Annotated in this window: 11 protein-coding genes; all 11 read right to left on the bottom strand. The window is 43.5% G+C overall.

Features of this window, described 5'->3' with window-relative positions; translation table 11 throughout:
• Window position 1 precedes the first annotated feature (1 nt).
• The 11 genes from HMPREF1135_RS03765 to HMPREF1135_RS03815 all read right to left on the bottom strand — a co-directional run bounded on the left by HMPREF1135_RS03765 (window position 2) and on the right by HMPREF1135_RS03815 (window position 15,136).
• On the bottom strand, window positions 2–667 hold the full coding sequence (locus tag HMPREF1135_RS03765) for a phospholipase D-like domain-containing protein (RefSeq protein WP_007592165.1): 666 nt from the start codon (window positions 665–667) through the stop codon (window positions 2–4).
• Window positions 649–2,403: a DrmB family protein gene (gene drmB / locus HMPREF1135_RS03770; RefSeq protein ID WP_007592167.1), complete on the bottom strand. Its 1,755-nt coding sequence runs from the start codon at window positions 2,401–2,403 to the stop codon at window positions 649–651. Before drmB ends, HMPREF1135_RS03765 begins: the two co-directional genes overlap by 19 nt.
• 3 nt (window positions 2,404–2,406) lie before the next feature.
• Window positions 2,407–5,751, bottom strand: coding sequence for a DISARM system helicase DrmA (gene drmA, locus HMPREF1135_RS03775; protein WP_007592171.1), 3,345 nt, complete (start codon window positions 5,749–5,751; stop codon window positions 2,407–2,409).
• Between the two features lie 2 nt (window positions 5,752–5,753).
• Window positions 5,754–8,396 carry a DEAD/DEAH box helicase gene (locus HMPREF1135_RS03780; RefSeq protein ID WP_007592173.1) on the bottom strand — a complete coding sequence of 881 codons (2,643 nt, stop codon included), beginning with the start codon at window positions 8,394–8,396 and terminating at the stop codon, window positions 5,754–5,756.
• Complete coding sequence (locus tag HMPREF1135_RS03785; protein ID WP_007592175.1) at window positions 8,396–10,093, bottom strand: site-specific DNA-methyltransferase; 1,698 nt, start codon at window positions 10,091–10,093, stop codon at window positions 8,396–8,398. Before HMPREF1135_RS03785 ends, HMPREF1135_RS03780 begins: the two co-directional genes overlap by 1 nt.
• 11 nt (window positions 10,094–10,104) lie before the next feature.
• Window positions 10,105–12,723, bottom strand: a complete 2,619-nt coding sequence (gene drmD / locus HMPREF1135_RS03790) for a DISARM system SNF2-like helicase DrmD (protein ID WP_007592177.1) — start codon at window positions 12,721–12,723, stop codon at window positions 10,105–10,107.
• Window positions 12,713–13,999 (bottom strand): DNA cytosine methyltransferase, encoded by a 1,287-nt coding sequence (locus HMPREF1135_RS03795; protein ID WP_007592180.1) that lies wholly within the window; start codon window positions 13,997–13,999, stop codon window positions 12,713–12,715. The genes drmD and HMPREF1135_RS03795 overlap by 11 nt, the downstream gene beginning before the upstream one ends.
• Before the next feature lie 97 nt (window positions 14,000–14,096).
• Entirely contained in the window at window positions 14,097–14,252 is a 156-nt protein-coding gene (locus HMPREF1135_RS03800; protein ID WP_007592182.1) for a helix-turn-helix domain-containing protein, read from the bottom strand.
• Window positions 14,253–14,258: 6 nt separating this feature from the next.
• On the bottom strand, window positions 14,259–14,594 hold the full coding sequence (locus tag HMPREF1135_RS14530; protein WP_442852202.1) for a DUF2326 domain-containing protein: 336 nt from the start codon (window positions 14,592–14,594) through the stop codon (window positions 14,259–14,261).
• Window positions 14,512–14,832 carry a hypothetical protein gene (locus tag HMPREF1135_RS03810; RefSeq protein WP_034242895.1) on the bottom strand — a complete coding sequence of 107 codons (321 nt, stop codon included), beginning with the start codon at window positions 14,830–14,832 and terminating at the stop codon, window positions 14,512–14,514. The genes HMPREF1135_RS14530 and HMPREF1135_RS03810 overlap by 83 nt, the downstream gene beginning before the upstream one ends.
• A gap of 10 nt (window positions 14,833–14,842) precedes the next feature.
• A complete protein-coding gene (locus tag HMPREF1135_RS03815; protein ID WP_007592185.1) occupies window positions 14,843–15,136 on the bottom strand; it encodes a Dabb family protein in 294 nt (97 codons plus the stop codon).
• Between the last annotated feature and the right edge of the window lie 42 nt (window positions 15,137–15,178).

Below are 15,178 nucleotides of genomic sequence, written 5' to 3' on the forward strand. Positions count from 1 at the left end.
TCTAAACTTCCACAAATACCTTCTTAAACACCAGTTGGGTAAATACATCGTCCACCTGTTTCGCTATGGCTTTTGAGTCTATAACCGTACCCATCTCAATATTTCCCTGTTGTCCGTGGTATGAAAGGTTTGCGGATGTAATCAGAGTCTTTTCTCCATCCACGGATATCACCTTGGCATGAAGAGCTGCCATTGCATCCTCTGCCTTTGGATAGTTGTAAATCTTCAAGAATCTGCCTTTGTACCTACAGAGCTTATCAAAGGTTCCTTGGCTCTCTATATGGTTCACATAAAACTTGACGAACACACCCTTCTGACTCTTATTAATGATCAAGTCTACCATATCCTTAAAGTAATCCGAGAGCGAGTATCCCGTTATCAATATGCTTTTCGTTGCTCCTTCAAGAAGGCTTTCAACGGTGTTCTTTGTGGCCTTGGCTTTAAAGGAAAACCCGGCAGGAGCTGTCAGCACCAGCGAAGCATTCTCTTTTGGTGCAATCTTAATTGCCCCAGCTACCAAAGCATAAATATCCTTCGCTTCCTTATCTGTCACAGATTGGAAGCGTTTTTTTATTGCCCTTACGTTGTCATCCGAGCTATTTCCTGCGAGGACAGAATCCTTTAGTTCGTCAAGTAGGATATCTAAGCTTATATTTCCAGTTGACATAAGTCTGCCACCAACTCCTTAAAATATGCTTCCTGCTCCCGTCCTCCAATAGGAACAACCAAACCTCTATCAAGCATCCTATTTCCGTTCTCACAAGCCGTTTCTGAGATCATGCAGCAGGAATGACATGCGGCTCCGTTCGAGTTGTTTCCGGCTGGCATATTGTTCATACACTCAGGATCATTCGTGCACAGCAGAGCTTCCTGGAATGCGTCTGCCATCAACTTGACCAGCTTATTGATATTTCCGAGCTCTACAAGCCCTCCGAGAGAGCCCTCCTTATCAGCACTTCCGGTATATAGCAGAATGCCTGTCATCTTATCGCTAAAATATATTCTCTCCCTGATTGCGGAAGATGAATAACCGGACGACATAGACATTTGCTTAATCATCAAGTGAGAGAAGGTGTGCATCAACACATATACCGCATTCCTGAGCGTTGTTACCTTCCAGCCCTTTGCCTCACAAAAATCCCTGTAGCACTCCTCATATTTATTTGAAAGTTTCTTGACCGTTCCATTTATCCATCTGTCAATGGCATCCTTGTTAAACTCGATAAAGATGCCTTCACCATGAACTTCAGCAGCCGGAAGCCAGCGTTCCGTTCTGCTCTTATTGAGAAGGACAATATTAGTCTGCTCATCTGCATCAGCGTCTGGATCAGGAGCTTCCACTCTGGTAAATCCCATAAGAACCCGGACTTCACGAAGTCTAGTCACACGAATCACCCTGCTAAAGTACGGCTTTAAGTAGTCAGGAAGATCATCTTCCTCGGCCTTGAAATGCTTCTTGTTCGAGGCGTACTTAGGATCGTTATGATGGGTAATCGCATCATACTCCATCTGCTTGATTTCCTTGAACTCTGTGATATTATCCAATCTTCGTTGTAAAGCTTCATCGAATTCCTGGCGAGGATATGAACCAAAATACATTTCATATATTTTGGTAACGCCGTCATCACCCATAATCTGTTTGGCAAGCTCAATGTCATGCAGATGCTCATCAATCAGATTGTAAAGCGGGTTAATCCATGGCGGTATAGAAATAGCACTTCTGGTCACGGCAAAGTACACATTCGATGCACCACGCTGTGACGGGATAATTGGCTTTGTGCATTTCTTATTTCTCGTGCTTGGTCTGAAAGCATGATGACCGGTACAGGAAAGCCCCTCGAAGTTTTCTTTCTGTGTTGCACCGCTCATGCTCCTCTTGGCACCACAGGTCTTGCACTCAACCCACATATCAGCCAGTGTGGAAGTATTACCTGTAGAATACATTCTAAGCTTACCATTACAGCTTGTGTCGCCACGATGCACCCACCACTGCCAAGGAAAATCGTCCATATGTCCGTTCTCACATATCGTAATAAAACGGGCAGGATAAGCAGACCTGTGACAGTCAGGACATGTAACACCGAATTTCAAATACTTATCCAAGTCAAAGTTTTCCCTGGCATCAAACAGTCTGCCGCACTGCAAATTGGAGCAGACATGAGCGTACGGAAAAGTAACCACCGGGACATCTCCCATATAGGAAGTCCGAGGCATATAGAAGCAGTCAACTCCAAGGTAGGATGCCAGCCTGCCATCTATGATTTTCTTACCTTTCTCTTTCCAGAAGTTCGTATCTAGTACGGTCACAGAGTCTTTCACGGCATCCACGATAGCCCCTGGCCCGAATGTTGTAATGATCTGGTTAGGTCTAAGTTCACCTAACTTATTATTATCAAATGCCATCTATCAGTCCTCCGTGTAATAATACATATTTGCAGCATTTTCTACCTCACGCATAGAGCTTAAGGTAGCTTTCTCAATATCTGTACAGTTTTCACTGTAATAGTTCATCAGTCGGTTATATCTGTCTGTCCCATAGACATAGTAACGAAGGGATTTCTGGTCATGAGTAAGCACCTTCCACCAGTCAATGAACTGATCTATCTCATTCTCAGCATCCGCTCTTACGGCAGGCTTGATAATATTCAGTCTGTCCAGAATTACATCCTTCACTTCCTTCAGCTGCGCATCTGACAAGTCTTCGATATTTGCTGCAGTCTCGTTTCCGGCAAAGTCAGGATACTTTAGTCTTATGGCAGAAATGACAAGCGCATGAAGCACCCGATCTCTTGCTCTCGCAGAAAACGGTGTTACCGTTGTACCCTCTACGAATCTGTACAGCTGAGAATGATAACCCGTAAAATTCTCATAATGTGATAAATCTCGCGGTCTGTATGGATTGTAAAGCGCAACAACCAGACCAGGGAAAGCACGTCCAATACGGCTCGTCGCCTGAATATACTCAGAATTTTGCTTCGGCTGACCCGTCACTACCATCAGTCCAAGCCTGTCTACATCCATACCGACAGCGATCATATTTGTGGCCACCGCAGTATCCAAGCATCCTGATTCCGTGTATTTTGTTTCCAGCTGTTTGAGCTTCTTTGGTATTTCAAAAGAAGTCATACGAGACGTAATCTCGATATTCTTATTCCTGTCTAGGAACCTCTGCTTATCGTATCCATACTTCTTGGTCAAACGCCACATTCTCTTTGGAATGTCGTCTTGAAGAAGACGCACAGCACCGCCAAGTTCTCGGATACTGTTGTAATAGCCCACCAATGTGTAGTACGGATCAATAATATCCTTAAACTCTTCCTGCTTTGAAAGTTCAAATGCAGTCTGCAAAATAACCGCATAGGTGCGCAACAATGTGGTCTTTACAGACTGCCCAGGTGCGCAGACGCCAACATATTTACGGAAAGGATCACTTTCAACCGGAATCTCCTTGATAAAGAAACTGTCTCCAATCTCAAATCCATTCGGTGGGAATTGGGCTGTCTCCTTACGAGCATACAAGCACTCTGTCTGTTCCGCAGCATTCTTGATGGTTGCTGTAGATACCACGTACTTTGGCTTGATTTTCTTTCCGTTTTTCTTATAGCTGCACAAATCTTCGATTATGGTTTCGTAGGCTCCATACACCGTACCAAGAGGCCCCGTAATAAGGTGCAGCTCATCTTGAATAATCAGTTCCGGAGGGAGGAACGGTTTTATCGAGGTAAGTGTTGCCGCTGGCAGCTTATCTGTTTTTCTGTGAGCTTTATGGTCTTCCCCGATAGCAACATATCCATCCCGACTGCACAAGCGGTCTACACGTCCGAATATTGCATTTGTTTTTGGGTCCCATGGCAGTCTTGCGAATTTATCTACTGTCGACAGGATAATAGTCGGACACTTGGAATAAATCTGTTCATCTACAAGATAAACAGGAATCTGCATTCTGTTCTGCTTGTACTTATAGAACATGCAAGTATCATCTGCACAATAAATCTCTACCGACTTCTTTTCAGTATCGATGTAGAACTCGTCCTCCGACAGCGGCTTTGCGCAGAATGGACAAGTCAACAGTTGTTTATAGATAAGATTTTTCTGTCTCCTTGCTTCATATGGCTTGTCTGGATTTTCTTTCAGATCGTCAAATTTATTTGGAGTAACGCCACCTCCAACCCAGAAGCCAATACTGATGGGTTCGTTTCCGTACTTTTCCGGCTCTCTCTGACGAATCATCTCAGCTGCCACAACCATTTTTGTTATACGGTCTCTCTGCTGCGTCGTAAGGAGCCTGAGAGTATATCGCAATATGGCTGTCACACCGCCGTCACGATTATATCCATCATCAGTCTTGTTTAGCCTTCTGTTGGAAATAGTGAAAGCCATAAGGCCAAGGTATGCTTCTGTTTTACCACCGCCTGTAGGGAAATAAAGTAAATCAACAATATTGCGGTCGCTGTGTTCAGGATCTACGATTCCCGACAGGTTCATCAGGATGAAGGCAATCTGGAAAGGTCTCCATGCGAAGTCATTCTTAGGATCTTTCGGATTGACAAAATCTCCGAAGTTACAAGTGATTCCGCTGCCATGCTTCTTGGAATAATTCATGATATTCCTCTGAAGCAGCATCGCACGATTCATAAAACAGAAGGCTTCAAAAGCAGAATCGTTTTGTACAAGTAAGGTGATACCTTTCCTGATTCTATCAAGTGCCTTTTTACATTCTGAAATCACATGATTACCGACCTCGAAAGCAAACTCCGAATCAGTCATCTTGTAATCGCCATCCAGTTTCTCGTGAATCCAGTTTTCATAAGCATCAGCAAGTACATTCAACTTGTCAATGATGTCTTCCTTTTTCTGCCTCACGGAGAGACCGCGCATAGAGAAGAAGAACGGATCAAACCCTGGCAATGCAGCACTTACTCCCGGAAACTCATATTGAGGTATGAAGTCAGACTGCACATAATTTGTTGTGCCGTCTTCAACCGATCCCCATGTGGCAGCACATCCACGACCTCTTCCCATAATCGGTCTCTGCTCGAAATAGAACTCATCCGCTGCCAGTACCTTGCGGCACAAATGCTCGGCTATAAAAATATTGGCATTGGAAGGATCATAAGCTTTTATGCTCACTTGGAACATAAGTGCTTCCAGATTATTCTCCGGATTTTTCCTTCTGTTCATGATGTATGCAGTCACTAACGAGTATCCCTCTTTCAAAGGAATCCTCGAGACATGAATGCGTACATTGGAATCACAGGCAAGGCTATACTCATCGGATCTTCCGAAAGTTGCGAAGTCTACCTCCAGCGTCTCTTTCATCGGAATCCTTGCGTAAGAGGCTCTTTCGACCTCCTTGCCATCTTTATTCGTTACCTTTTCGGTAGACTTGGCGTAATCTCCCCAGGAAAGGTCTAAGCTGATTTTGTCAGTGTCACTTCTTATGTAGAAGCTTATACCAATGGAAGACGGAAGCTGAAAATGTGTCGTGGTTACCGGCTCATTGTCATCATCCTCACCGGCGGTATAGTCTTCTCCATCTTCATAGGTGATGATAGATTCAATTTCCTGTTCAGAAGTATCGTCCTCTGAACCTTTTGACAAATCTGTTTGTGGTGCAAGCAGACCTATGACATAGGCATGCCTTGGATTCTCATCCAAGACCTCCTCTTCCATAAGAGGCCCCATAAGGTCTGTCTTCATTGCGTCAATAATTCGCTGACGCACAGCGGAATATCTAAAGCGATCCTCCATATTTATTCCTCCGAAACTTTATGAGCGGTTCCCAGAATATATTTGCAAGTATTTCCAAGATGAATATTGTCATCGGAAATCAGCTTATACTCCCACTTCTTATGATCCGGATCAGCGGTAGACGCAAATTCACACCACTTGATACCTTTTCTGGCTTTAGAAACCACCTCTTCCTGTGTAACTTCATTTGCCGCCCTAACCTCGACCATAAACTTCCCAGTGGATGTTTCCACGAGGAAATCGGGGTTATACTGCTGACCGGCTTTCCAGAACAGCCCAAGCTGGTTCAGCGGCGGTTTAATCCAGCGGATAACATCCGGGTCTTCCTCCAAAATGACAGAGAAAATCCTTTCAGTGTCGCTATCAAAGGCATTTGCCGGATAATAGGACTTCTTGTATCCGGTGAACAGATATTTCTTTATATTGCTCTTATCCGAGAATGTCTTGTCGAATTTAACCTTCCCCTCATCCTTAACATTCTTCACGAACTTGCGGAAAAGAATCAGATCCTTCTGTACGATGTGAATATCCTCTGTCTTTCTGTCCATATGCTCATATACCTGTTTGCGGATATCTGAAACAATCAGCGTCGCATACCGACGGACAATTCTTCTCTTGTTCTCCTCATCCCCAGGTATCTGGCTCAAATATTGTTTCACCACTTCAATGACAAAGTCTGCATCATCATAGGAGAGCTCACTAATCGCATCCAACAGCATACATGCCAAAGTGTTCATAGCATCGTTTACTTCCAGAATTTGTGCATCCACGAGAGAAAGAAGCTGCTGATTCACAGCATCAAACCTCTCAATCTTTGCCATCGCCATTTCAAAGTCTGCTATGGTACGCTTCACCTCAAAGCGGTTGAACTTCACTTCAGAAGTCGTCTGAACCAGTATCTTCGGAACTGAGATAGCCTTTGCAGAATACTCCATCACCGCCTTTACGAACTCCTCTTTGCTAAGCGGCTGCTTTCCGTTTTTCGAAGAGACAACCGGCTGTGTCTCCGGTTTGGCAGAACTACTGTTTCCTGTACCCTCGGCTATATCAGGCTGATAGTCAAAAATCGACATCTGGTTTGTGTCTTCCGTTTTTTTCTTGTTCTGTATAACCACAAAGTTCTTCAGGTATTCCTGGTAGATTTCAAGCTGAGTCTTTGGATTCTGCACTTCAGCAAATGACTTTACACCGGCATCTACAAAGGCAAGATCAAAGTGATTCATCTGACCTTCATCTGCAACACCGGAGACATCCACAGACTCCATCGGCTCAACCGTTGTATTATCCAAGTCTCGATATTTAAAAATATCACTGCTCTTAATCTCATCTACCAGTTCACGGTAATGGTCATGGGCAACGATATCGAGAGAATCGAGGTCTTCGTTTCCGGTCTGCTCGCCAAACGGCAGACGAAGTCCTCGTCCGATGGTCTGCATGGCCAGAATATCGCTCTTCGCAGCATTCAGAGGAATAATGGTAAAGAGGTTATTTACATCCCATCCTTCCTTAAGTTTATATACATGCAGTACAATTTCAATCGGATTCGAAGCACTCTCAATGGAAAGCAAGAGCCTGATATTCTCTTCAGATTCCTCGCCGGTCTGCTTAGAATGTATCTCGATAACCTTTCCTTTATACTTGCCGTTCAAAAACAAATTGTTATCTATCAAGGCACGGATTTTCTTTGCGTGTTCTGTATCTTTGCAGGCAATCAAAACAATAGGCTTCACATAGTCCAGATCATTATCGCTGCAATATTCCCGAAGGACGGTCTTTCTATGTTCATGCAGAGTCAGACCGTCCCTTATCTTCATTTCATCAATATCATCCTGGCTGTATCCGGCCATGTTGGAACGACCCATAACAACGGGAATCTTCAGGTATCCCTCTACGGCTCCACGGGCAAGATCATACGCATAAATGACATTGGTTGTAGACTTCGGTGTTGCCGTAAATTCCAGCCCCAGCACCGGCTTCAGATAGTTGATGGCCTTCATGGACGCAAGTGCATAATAGCGATGCGCCTCATCCATACAGATAACAAGGTCATCAAACTGAGCCAAAACATCAGCAAAGGAGGCTCCCAGCGTTTCCTTAAATTTATGGAAGTTGAACTGGGTATCCGTCTTGCTGTTAAAAATCTTACCGATGTTGAAGATAAACAGCTGTATCTCCGAAGTCTTCTCAACAAAAAGCGTTTGCTGGTGATACTTTATCGGGTAAGTATCATAGTTTTCTCCATCGTAGACTTTCGGCCTACCCATTTCTGCTTCCAGCCCCTTGAAGATATACTTCGGATGATTCGGATTAGTTTCCTTACGAAGTTTATCGTAGATGGTGTTTCCAGGTGCCAGGATAAAGAAATGCTTGTAGCCCTTGGTCTTATACAGGTAATAAATGCTTGCACCCATCAGACGTGTCTTACCAATACCCGTGGCCATCGCATAACAGAAGGACGGGAAATCAAACTTTGTATTTACCTTCCGCTGATTCTCGCAGTATTCCGTTGCAGCAGCCTCGACCACTTCCTTTGAGTCTTTCTTGTAATCACAATGGGTGCTGATAGCATCAAGATAAGAGAGAGCCTCCTCCTGTGGAGTTCTCAAGCTCATAGCATATTTGATTTTATTTACTATCTCAGACATTACCGCACCTCACTTTCAAACACACATTTTTCGAGAAGGTCTTTCGGAATCTTCTTGACCTCGATGTTATCGGGCAATACCATGTCCGACTGCACCTTTGTACCGTAAATGAGCAGCGATTCCCCCTCTGCGAGGTGTGCTGACAATGAAGTGATGTATGCCGCATTCACAAGCTCCATCGTCACATGAATATATCTCTTCTCCGAAGAATAGCCGTGGAATACATCTTTCGGCTTGTACTTGAATCCCTCGATTTTGCATATTGCCTCGCATATCATGTCGAAGTTGTACTCCGGGTTAATCTGGTAAATCGGGAGTTTATCGTTCTTCACAAGAAGGCTCGGAGCAAGCTCATAGAAGTGATATCCGCCTCCGCCTTGCCAATTTACGAGTTTTGTGACTCCTCCCATATCTGCGCCATCAATGACTCTATCTAAACGAGGCTTACAGTGTGAATATGCCTGTTCTCCAAGTTCTACGCCAATCCATTTTCTTTTTAACTTAGTAGCTACAGCTGCCGTAGTTCCAGACCCCAAGAAAGAATCCAGCACCCACTCTCCTTCTGATGTAGTCATTTCTATAATTTGACGCACAAGTTGCTCGGGCTTTTTACCGCTTCCAAACTCAACCGAACCTTCCTTTGTTAAGTTCTTCATCCAAGCGTTCATATCCCAATATGTGCCTTGCAAATCTTTCTTGTAAAGCTCACCGTCAATTACTTTCGATGTATCTCTTAACCATACAAACAGCCTACATTTATCACCTTTGTAAAACTGTTCATAGACTTTTCCACGATTTTTCCCTGTTTTGGGTACATATTCGATGGAAATTAAATCTTCCTTGATGCCTTCCTCAATACGATAATCCATCACTCGTGTTCTAATAGAGCTTTGGGCATTAGTTGTCTGGAAAATACTTACTCCATATTTTTTATATGCCTCTTTCTCTGTAATGCCATCTCTGTTCGCAACCTGCTTAATTGAAAGCATCTCTGGATTTTTTCTTAAATAAACTTTTATCTCGTTTCCATCGCCATCCACAGTAGATCCATAGTATTCTTTCTCACCTGGATTTAATAGCACTGTTGTGTATTTCCAGCTTTTGCCTTCGTCTATGTACTGCTGTACTAATTCTGACATTTCAGTGTAGGAATACGGGCCATTAAATAAGGGAAGCAAGGAGTATTCTTTAGCGTAGACAAGTATATACTCACAATTTTTCTTTAATCGTTTGTCTTCACCTCCACCGGAAACACCTGCAATATTTTTCATGTTCACAGAGATCATATTGATAAAGTTTCCTCTTCCGAAGACTTCATCACATAAAACCTTCAGGTAGGCCTGTTCCTCATCATCTATCTGAATCCAAATTGTTCCGTCTTCAGAAAGCAACTCTCTAAGTAGGATCAGACGTTGCTTCATAAGAGAAAGCCATATACTATGTTCAAGATTATCATCATAATAATCGAATGCACTTCCCGTATTATAAGGTGGGTCTATATAGATACATTTTACTCTTTCCGAATATTCTTGTTGCAGAGCCTGGAGTGCTATAAGGTTATCCCCGCGAATCAGCATATTTTCACTCGCAGGGTCACCGTAGGATTTTTCCTTATCCTCCAGTAATATTCTTGGCTCTATAATCTTCTCATCATATTTCCCGACCCAGGTCAGTTCTAATCTTCCTGTTTTCTGCATACCCATCTCTCCTAAAACTTCAGCACAATATTAACCATCAGGAGCGGATTAATATCAAACTGCTTGTTAAATGCTTCTATTTCCCTCTCACCATCAGCCTTGAACTTGGAGCCTCGTTCATGAAAGGACTCTTGGAACTTCTCCAAGGCTTTGGACTTCTCATCAATCTTCTTCCTTATGTCTATCTTCTCGTAGAAATTATCGGAGGCATGTTCCTGTGTTTTTAACTCCTCGATCTCATTATTCATTTCCTGATAGGTGACAACGAGCTGCTCCATCTGGATTCGCTCCCAGTTTTCTATCTTTCGGCGGTTGTACTCCATAATGGGTTTCGCCTGCTCTAAATGCTTCTGCAGCATCTCCGCTGTCAGGTCATCATATAGTTTTTGATACAGTTTCTGCTCGGCATCGGTCGGAGTAAAATACTTTACATCCATGTCATCAATCTGTTCCAATGCTGCGACCAAGTCTTCTTCGTCAAAATCTATGTAGTCCCCATGCTCATCGCAGAGCAACAATACCGGGAACAGTAAATCCGCATTATTACAGAATGCTCCTACAAACAGCGTTCCGTGTGAACTGAGAACTTTTTCACCCCAGTTATCTACTTTCCAGTAATGGAGTCCACCGTCTACCTCCGGTTCTCCAAAAGCATCCCAGTATTCCACTTCACGGAAGTATTTATCCAAATCCGCTTTCGTTCCATCCAAAGCCTGTGCCTTGGCCGTACCGCTTTCCGTAATCAGCAGTGTGCGGAGTTCTCTTGCCTTCTTATTGCGCTTGGCATTCAGCTTCCGGTCGAGTTTATCAAACTCCCGCTTAATCTCCGCAGCAGTATTGCAAGTCTGGTATATCTCCAGAATCTGCTTTTCAAAATTTGTTCCGGAGTCAAGTATGCCAAGAGCTATATCTGATGCTCCAAACACACCTTCAAACAGTTCAAACTTCTTTGAAAGGATGTCATACACTCTCTGGTCTGCGACATTCTGTGTGTTCAGCAGATTAATTGCGACAACATCATTTTCCTGACCGTAGCGATGGCATCTACCAATCCTCTGTTCAATCTTCATCGGATTCCAAGGAAGATCGTAATTGATGACCGTGTTGCAGAACTGAAGGTTCAAGCCCTCGGAACCGGCATCTGTACAAATAAGGATCTTTGCATTGTTCTTGAAGTAATCCACAATGGCATGCTTGTACTCGACGCTTCTTCCGTGATTAGCCTTTCCGTAATTCTTAACGACCCATGCATTGTAGATGTCCTTGGTCATGACATCATCGAAATCCCCATTAAACAGAAGGATATCTTCCTCGGCATAACTGGACTTACGCAGTTCACCGGCCACATATTTCTGCGTACGCTTTGACTCGGTAAATACAACAACCTTTTGAGGAATTCCAGATTCCAGCTGGTATTGAAAAGCAATTCCAATAGCGGTTTTAAGCGCATCAACCTTGGCATTGGTTTTTATCCTCTTTGCAACATGAATTATGCTCTTTACCTCATCCAGCTCTGCCTGAATAAACTGCTTCTGAACGAGTGTGTCCTCATCCTCCGTCTCCTCAAAGTCCGATTCGTCTATCTCGTCCTCAACATAGCTCCAGAACAGATCGAATCCCTCCTGGGCACTTGCCGACTTAGTGCCTTCTTTTAGCTTTTCAAGCCTTTTCTCTAAAACCTCAAAGGTTTCAACCAGCGCAAAGCTCGATGAGGCCAGCAGTTTTCTGATAACAAGAATAATTAATGCCCGGTTTGATGTCGGGATTGAATACAATACATCTCTTTTCAAGAAGTCATTTACCCGCTGGTAGAGTTCGATTTCATCTGGAGTTAAAGTGAAGTCTACCGTCTTGCAAGTTCTTTTCTTGAAATTCATGTACTTGGCCACATCTTTACGAAGTGTCCTATATAAAACCGGCTGAAGCTCCCGCTTCAAATCAGTGTAATCCTCGTCTTTAATGTATCGCTTACTGAACACCTTCTCGCTTCCGAAAACCCTCGGATCGATGAACGATACGAGACCATGCAGATCCAAAAGATTGTTCTGGAGCGGAGTAGCTGTCAGGAGAATCTTGGGAATCCCCTTTGACATATCGAAGAGGTTCTTAGCTCTCTTTGTCCCGTGGAATACATTCCTGAAATTATGTGCCTCATCAATGATAATGAAGTCCCACCTTACCTCCAGAAAACGCTTCATCAGTTTCGATGAATAGTCATAGGATGTTATAACGATACGCACGTCCTTGGTGTCCGTCAGTCGCTTTTTCCAGCCTGATGCATCGCTCTCTACTGTAAGTCTGTCAAGAATATCCGCCTCAAGTCCGAACTTGTCCTCAAGTTCCAATTCCCACTGTTTTCTCAATGAGGCCGGAAGGGCAATCAGTACTCTTTTCGCACCTGTTTCTAAAACATATTTCAGAACAAGGCCTGCCTCGATTGTCTTTCCAAGACCGACCTCATCTGCCAGAACAATACCTCCGGTTTTTAACGCGCCAATAGCCGCACAGAAAGCATTGATCTGGTGAGGATTCGGTTCTATATTTGCGTCCAGCAGAAAATGGAACGGTGAAGATTCCAGCTCCAACTTCTTGTATCTGCTGTATTGTTCAAGTAGCAGGTTACTCTCCATCGACTTCTCCTTTGTGCAACTGTGCAAAGATACCCATCGCTATCCCCTTTGCCATCAGCGGCGGAACGGCGTTGCCTATCTGCACAAATTGTGACGTCCTCGGTCCTTCAAAGAAGTAGCTGTCCGGGAACGACTGTATTCTGGCCGCTTCTCTCACGGTAATAGACCGGCACTGGTTAATATCCGGATGAATAAAATAATGTCCATCCTTTGAAAGGTGCGCCAGTATGGTGTGGCAGCATGGCTCATCTCCCTCCACGACCTTAAAGCGGTCGGTGAAGGAATGCCTGTTTTTATGCGTCTTCAACTCATCCGGAAGATCGTTGTAATTCAGTCTCTTATGACCATCATTCCACAGTTCTATGGCTCTTCTGTATATTTTTATGTCTCTATCAATGTTCGGCCTGCAGTTATGATGTGTCAGGATATCTCCATCCGCTCTGATTCCATATTGTGTTACATACTTCGATGCTTTTGCACGACCATACTTTTCGGAGCTTTCCCCAGGATGCAGTTTCGGCAGGTCTCTAAAGAGATCATTTACTATGGCATCCGGAGTGATTTCTGCAAATTCAGGATATGACAGACCGCTCTGCTTTAGCCAGCCGACAATAATCATTCTCCGCCTGTTCTGCAGCACACCGAAGGTTTTGGCATTCTGCTCGCGGCATTCAATTTCATAACCGACCCGTTTGAGATATTTCTTTATATTCTTCCAGGTTGTCCCGCCATTGGCCGACTCAATGCCCGTCACATTCTCAAAAACAAACATTCTCGGCTGATACCTTTTCAGGAATCTTGCGTACAACTTATAAAGGTAGTTCCTCGGATCGTCTGCCATCGGAACTTCCATATGGCTGCTCTGGGCTCTTCCGACAAGCGAATACGCTTGGCAAGGAGGGCCACCTACTATGACATCTATCTTTTCGATGCCTCTTATTTTCATGATACCATCAATCTTTTTGAAAATCCCCGGCAGTGTATCATCTGACATGGCCTCATTGATGATGGTCTTTGTAATGGATGCCGGAACGTGCTGCATGAGCTTCTCACGCGTCAGCTTTCCGTTTAAATACTTTTTATACACATCGAGATTATTGGTGCCTTTGAGGTAGTAATAGGCACTCCTCGTCTCGAGCGTTTTTGCCGCAAATTCATTCATCTCCACATGAGCAACAGGTTTGAAGCCGGCCTGAAGGAAGCCTTCTGAAAGGCCACCCGCTCCCGCGAAGAGGTCTATGAAATTGTAGCTTTCCTGTTTGATCTGCTGTGGCATACAAATTCCCCTTCATTTACTCCCCAGCTTCGGATTCAGTCTCCTGTGGCTCATCTGGTATGAACTCCATGATATCTGCAACATTGTACTGAAGCTCCTAGTAAATCTTAGCGAGGACTTCAGTTGTAACATTTTCATCCTTCGTAAGCTTTGCTAAGGATGAAGAACTGATTCCTGCTTTTTTACGGAGATCAGATTTCTTCATCTGTTTATTAATCAATAACTTCCAAAGTTTGTTGTAGCTCATCTTCATTTTGGATTACTCCTTTGTGTCCCAAGACCTACCATATAGTTCACAGTTCTCGTTCGAAAGCCGTAAAACGCATCTGTCTTCCAGTATCTTCTTTGTCCCAGGTCTACAATCTTCTTGCTTATCGTATGCGATAAATATCTGTTTCTTGGTACTTGTATATATTTTTATGATTCCATCAATGGCATCCTTACTCAGATCACTGAAGAAAAGTGAGTCGTGAGCGATTGCCAGTAATGCTGTGGTAAAAAGAACTGCAAGGTCATACACAATCATCTTTATCGTCGCAGATAAATACTGCATCTGGATCGCCGACATTTCTGGCAAAGTGATAATCCTTTCCATCAAAGCGGAATGTAAAGAATATCGTATGGTGACCTTCTTGCTTAACACCGTCACTCTTCACATAGGTATTGTCTCCGAAAACAAAATCGAGAGCCAGTAGCGAAGATGATTTACCAATGGACATGGCACCGTCTTCTTTTCCAAGGACAACATTTAATCCCTCATGAAATCTGACAGGAAGACGCTCTTTTCCTTTTTCTTTGAATGCTGGAGCATCCATCCTGTTTATATAAATCATTCAAATTTTATTAAATAAAATAGTCAATTGCTACTCTGGAATTTGTATTTGGCTTTATCAGACTGTCAACAATAGCTATATGCTCTTCGGATGATGCATATTTATCAAGTGCAGCCTTGTCCTTTACATCCAATATCAAAATAATATCATGTGTACTTGTCGGCAAAACATTATAAACAATATCCGCCATGATTACTTCATCCATACTTTTACATAGTTCAAGTAGACTGCTTTTTATCTCTTCACCTATACTTTGCTTATCCACACCTTCATTAAACTTCCACATTACGATATGTCTTAACATAAATTCTCCTTTTCATATATTATCGGTGTCAAACTTTTAAGT

Source organism: Lachnoanaerobaculum sp. OBRC5-5, from assembly GCF_000296385.1.
In the GTDB taxonomy this organism is placed as follows: Bacteria; Bacillota; Clostridia; order Lachnospirales; family Lachnospiraceae; genus Lachnoanaerobaculum.

What these genes read in the sequence shown, in the direction of transcription:
- HMPREF1135_RS03765 (WP_007592165.1), bottom strand. Translation starts at nt 667, where the DNA reads ATGTCAACTGGAAATATAAGCTTAGATATCCTACTTGACGAACTAAAG.
- drmB (WP_007592167.1), bottom strand. Translation starts at nt 2,403, where the DNA reads ATGGCATTTGATAATAATAAGTTAGGTGAACTTAGACCTAACCAGATC.
- drmA (WP_007592171.1), bottom strand. Translation starts at nt 5,751, where the DNA reads ATGGAGGATCGCTTTAGATATTCCGCTGTGCGTCAGCGAATTATTGAC.
- HMPREF1135_RS03780 (WP_007592173.1), bottom strand. Translation starts at nt 8,396, where the DNA reads ATGTCTGAGATAGTAAATAAAATCAAATATGCTATGAGCTTGAGAACT.
- HMPREF1135_RS03785 (WP_007592175.1), bottom strand. Translation starts at nt 10,093, where the DNA reads ATGCAGAAAACAGGAAGATTAGAACTGACCTGGGTCGGGAAATATGAT.
- drmD (WP_007592177.1), bottom strand. Translation starts at nt 12,723, where the DNA reads ATGGAGAGTAACCTGCTACTTGAACAATACAGCAGATACAAGAAGTTG.
- HMPREF1135_RS03795 (WP_007592180.1), bottom strand. Translation starts at nt 13,999, where the DNA reads ATGCCACAGCAGATCAAACAGGAAAGCTACAATTTCATAGACCTCTTC.
- HMPREF1135_RS03800 (WP_007592182.1), bottom strand. Translation starts at nt 14,252, where the DNA reads ATGAAGATGAGCTACAACAAACTTTGGAAGTTATTGATTAATAAACAG.
- HMPREF1135_RS14530 (WP_442852202.1), bottom strand. Translation starts at nt 14,594, where the DNA reads ATGGAAAGGATTATCACTTTGCCAGAAATGTCGGCGATCCAGATGCAG.
- HMPREF1135_RS03810 (WP_034242895.1), bottom strand. Translation starts at nt 14,832, where the DNA reads ATGATTTATATAAACAGGATGGATGCTCCAGCATTCAAAGAAAAAGGA.
- HMPREF1135_RS03815 (WP_007592185.1), bottom strand. Translation starts at nt 15,136, where the DNA reads ATGTTAAGACATATCGTAATGTGGAAGTTTAATGAAGGTGTGGATAAG.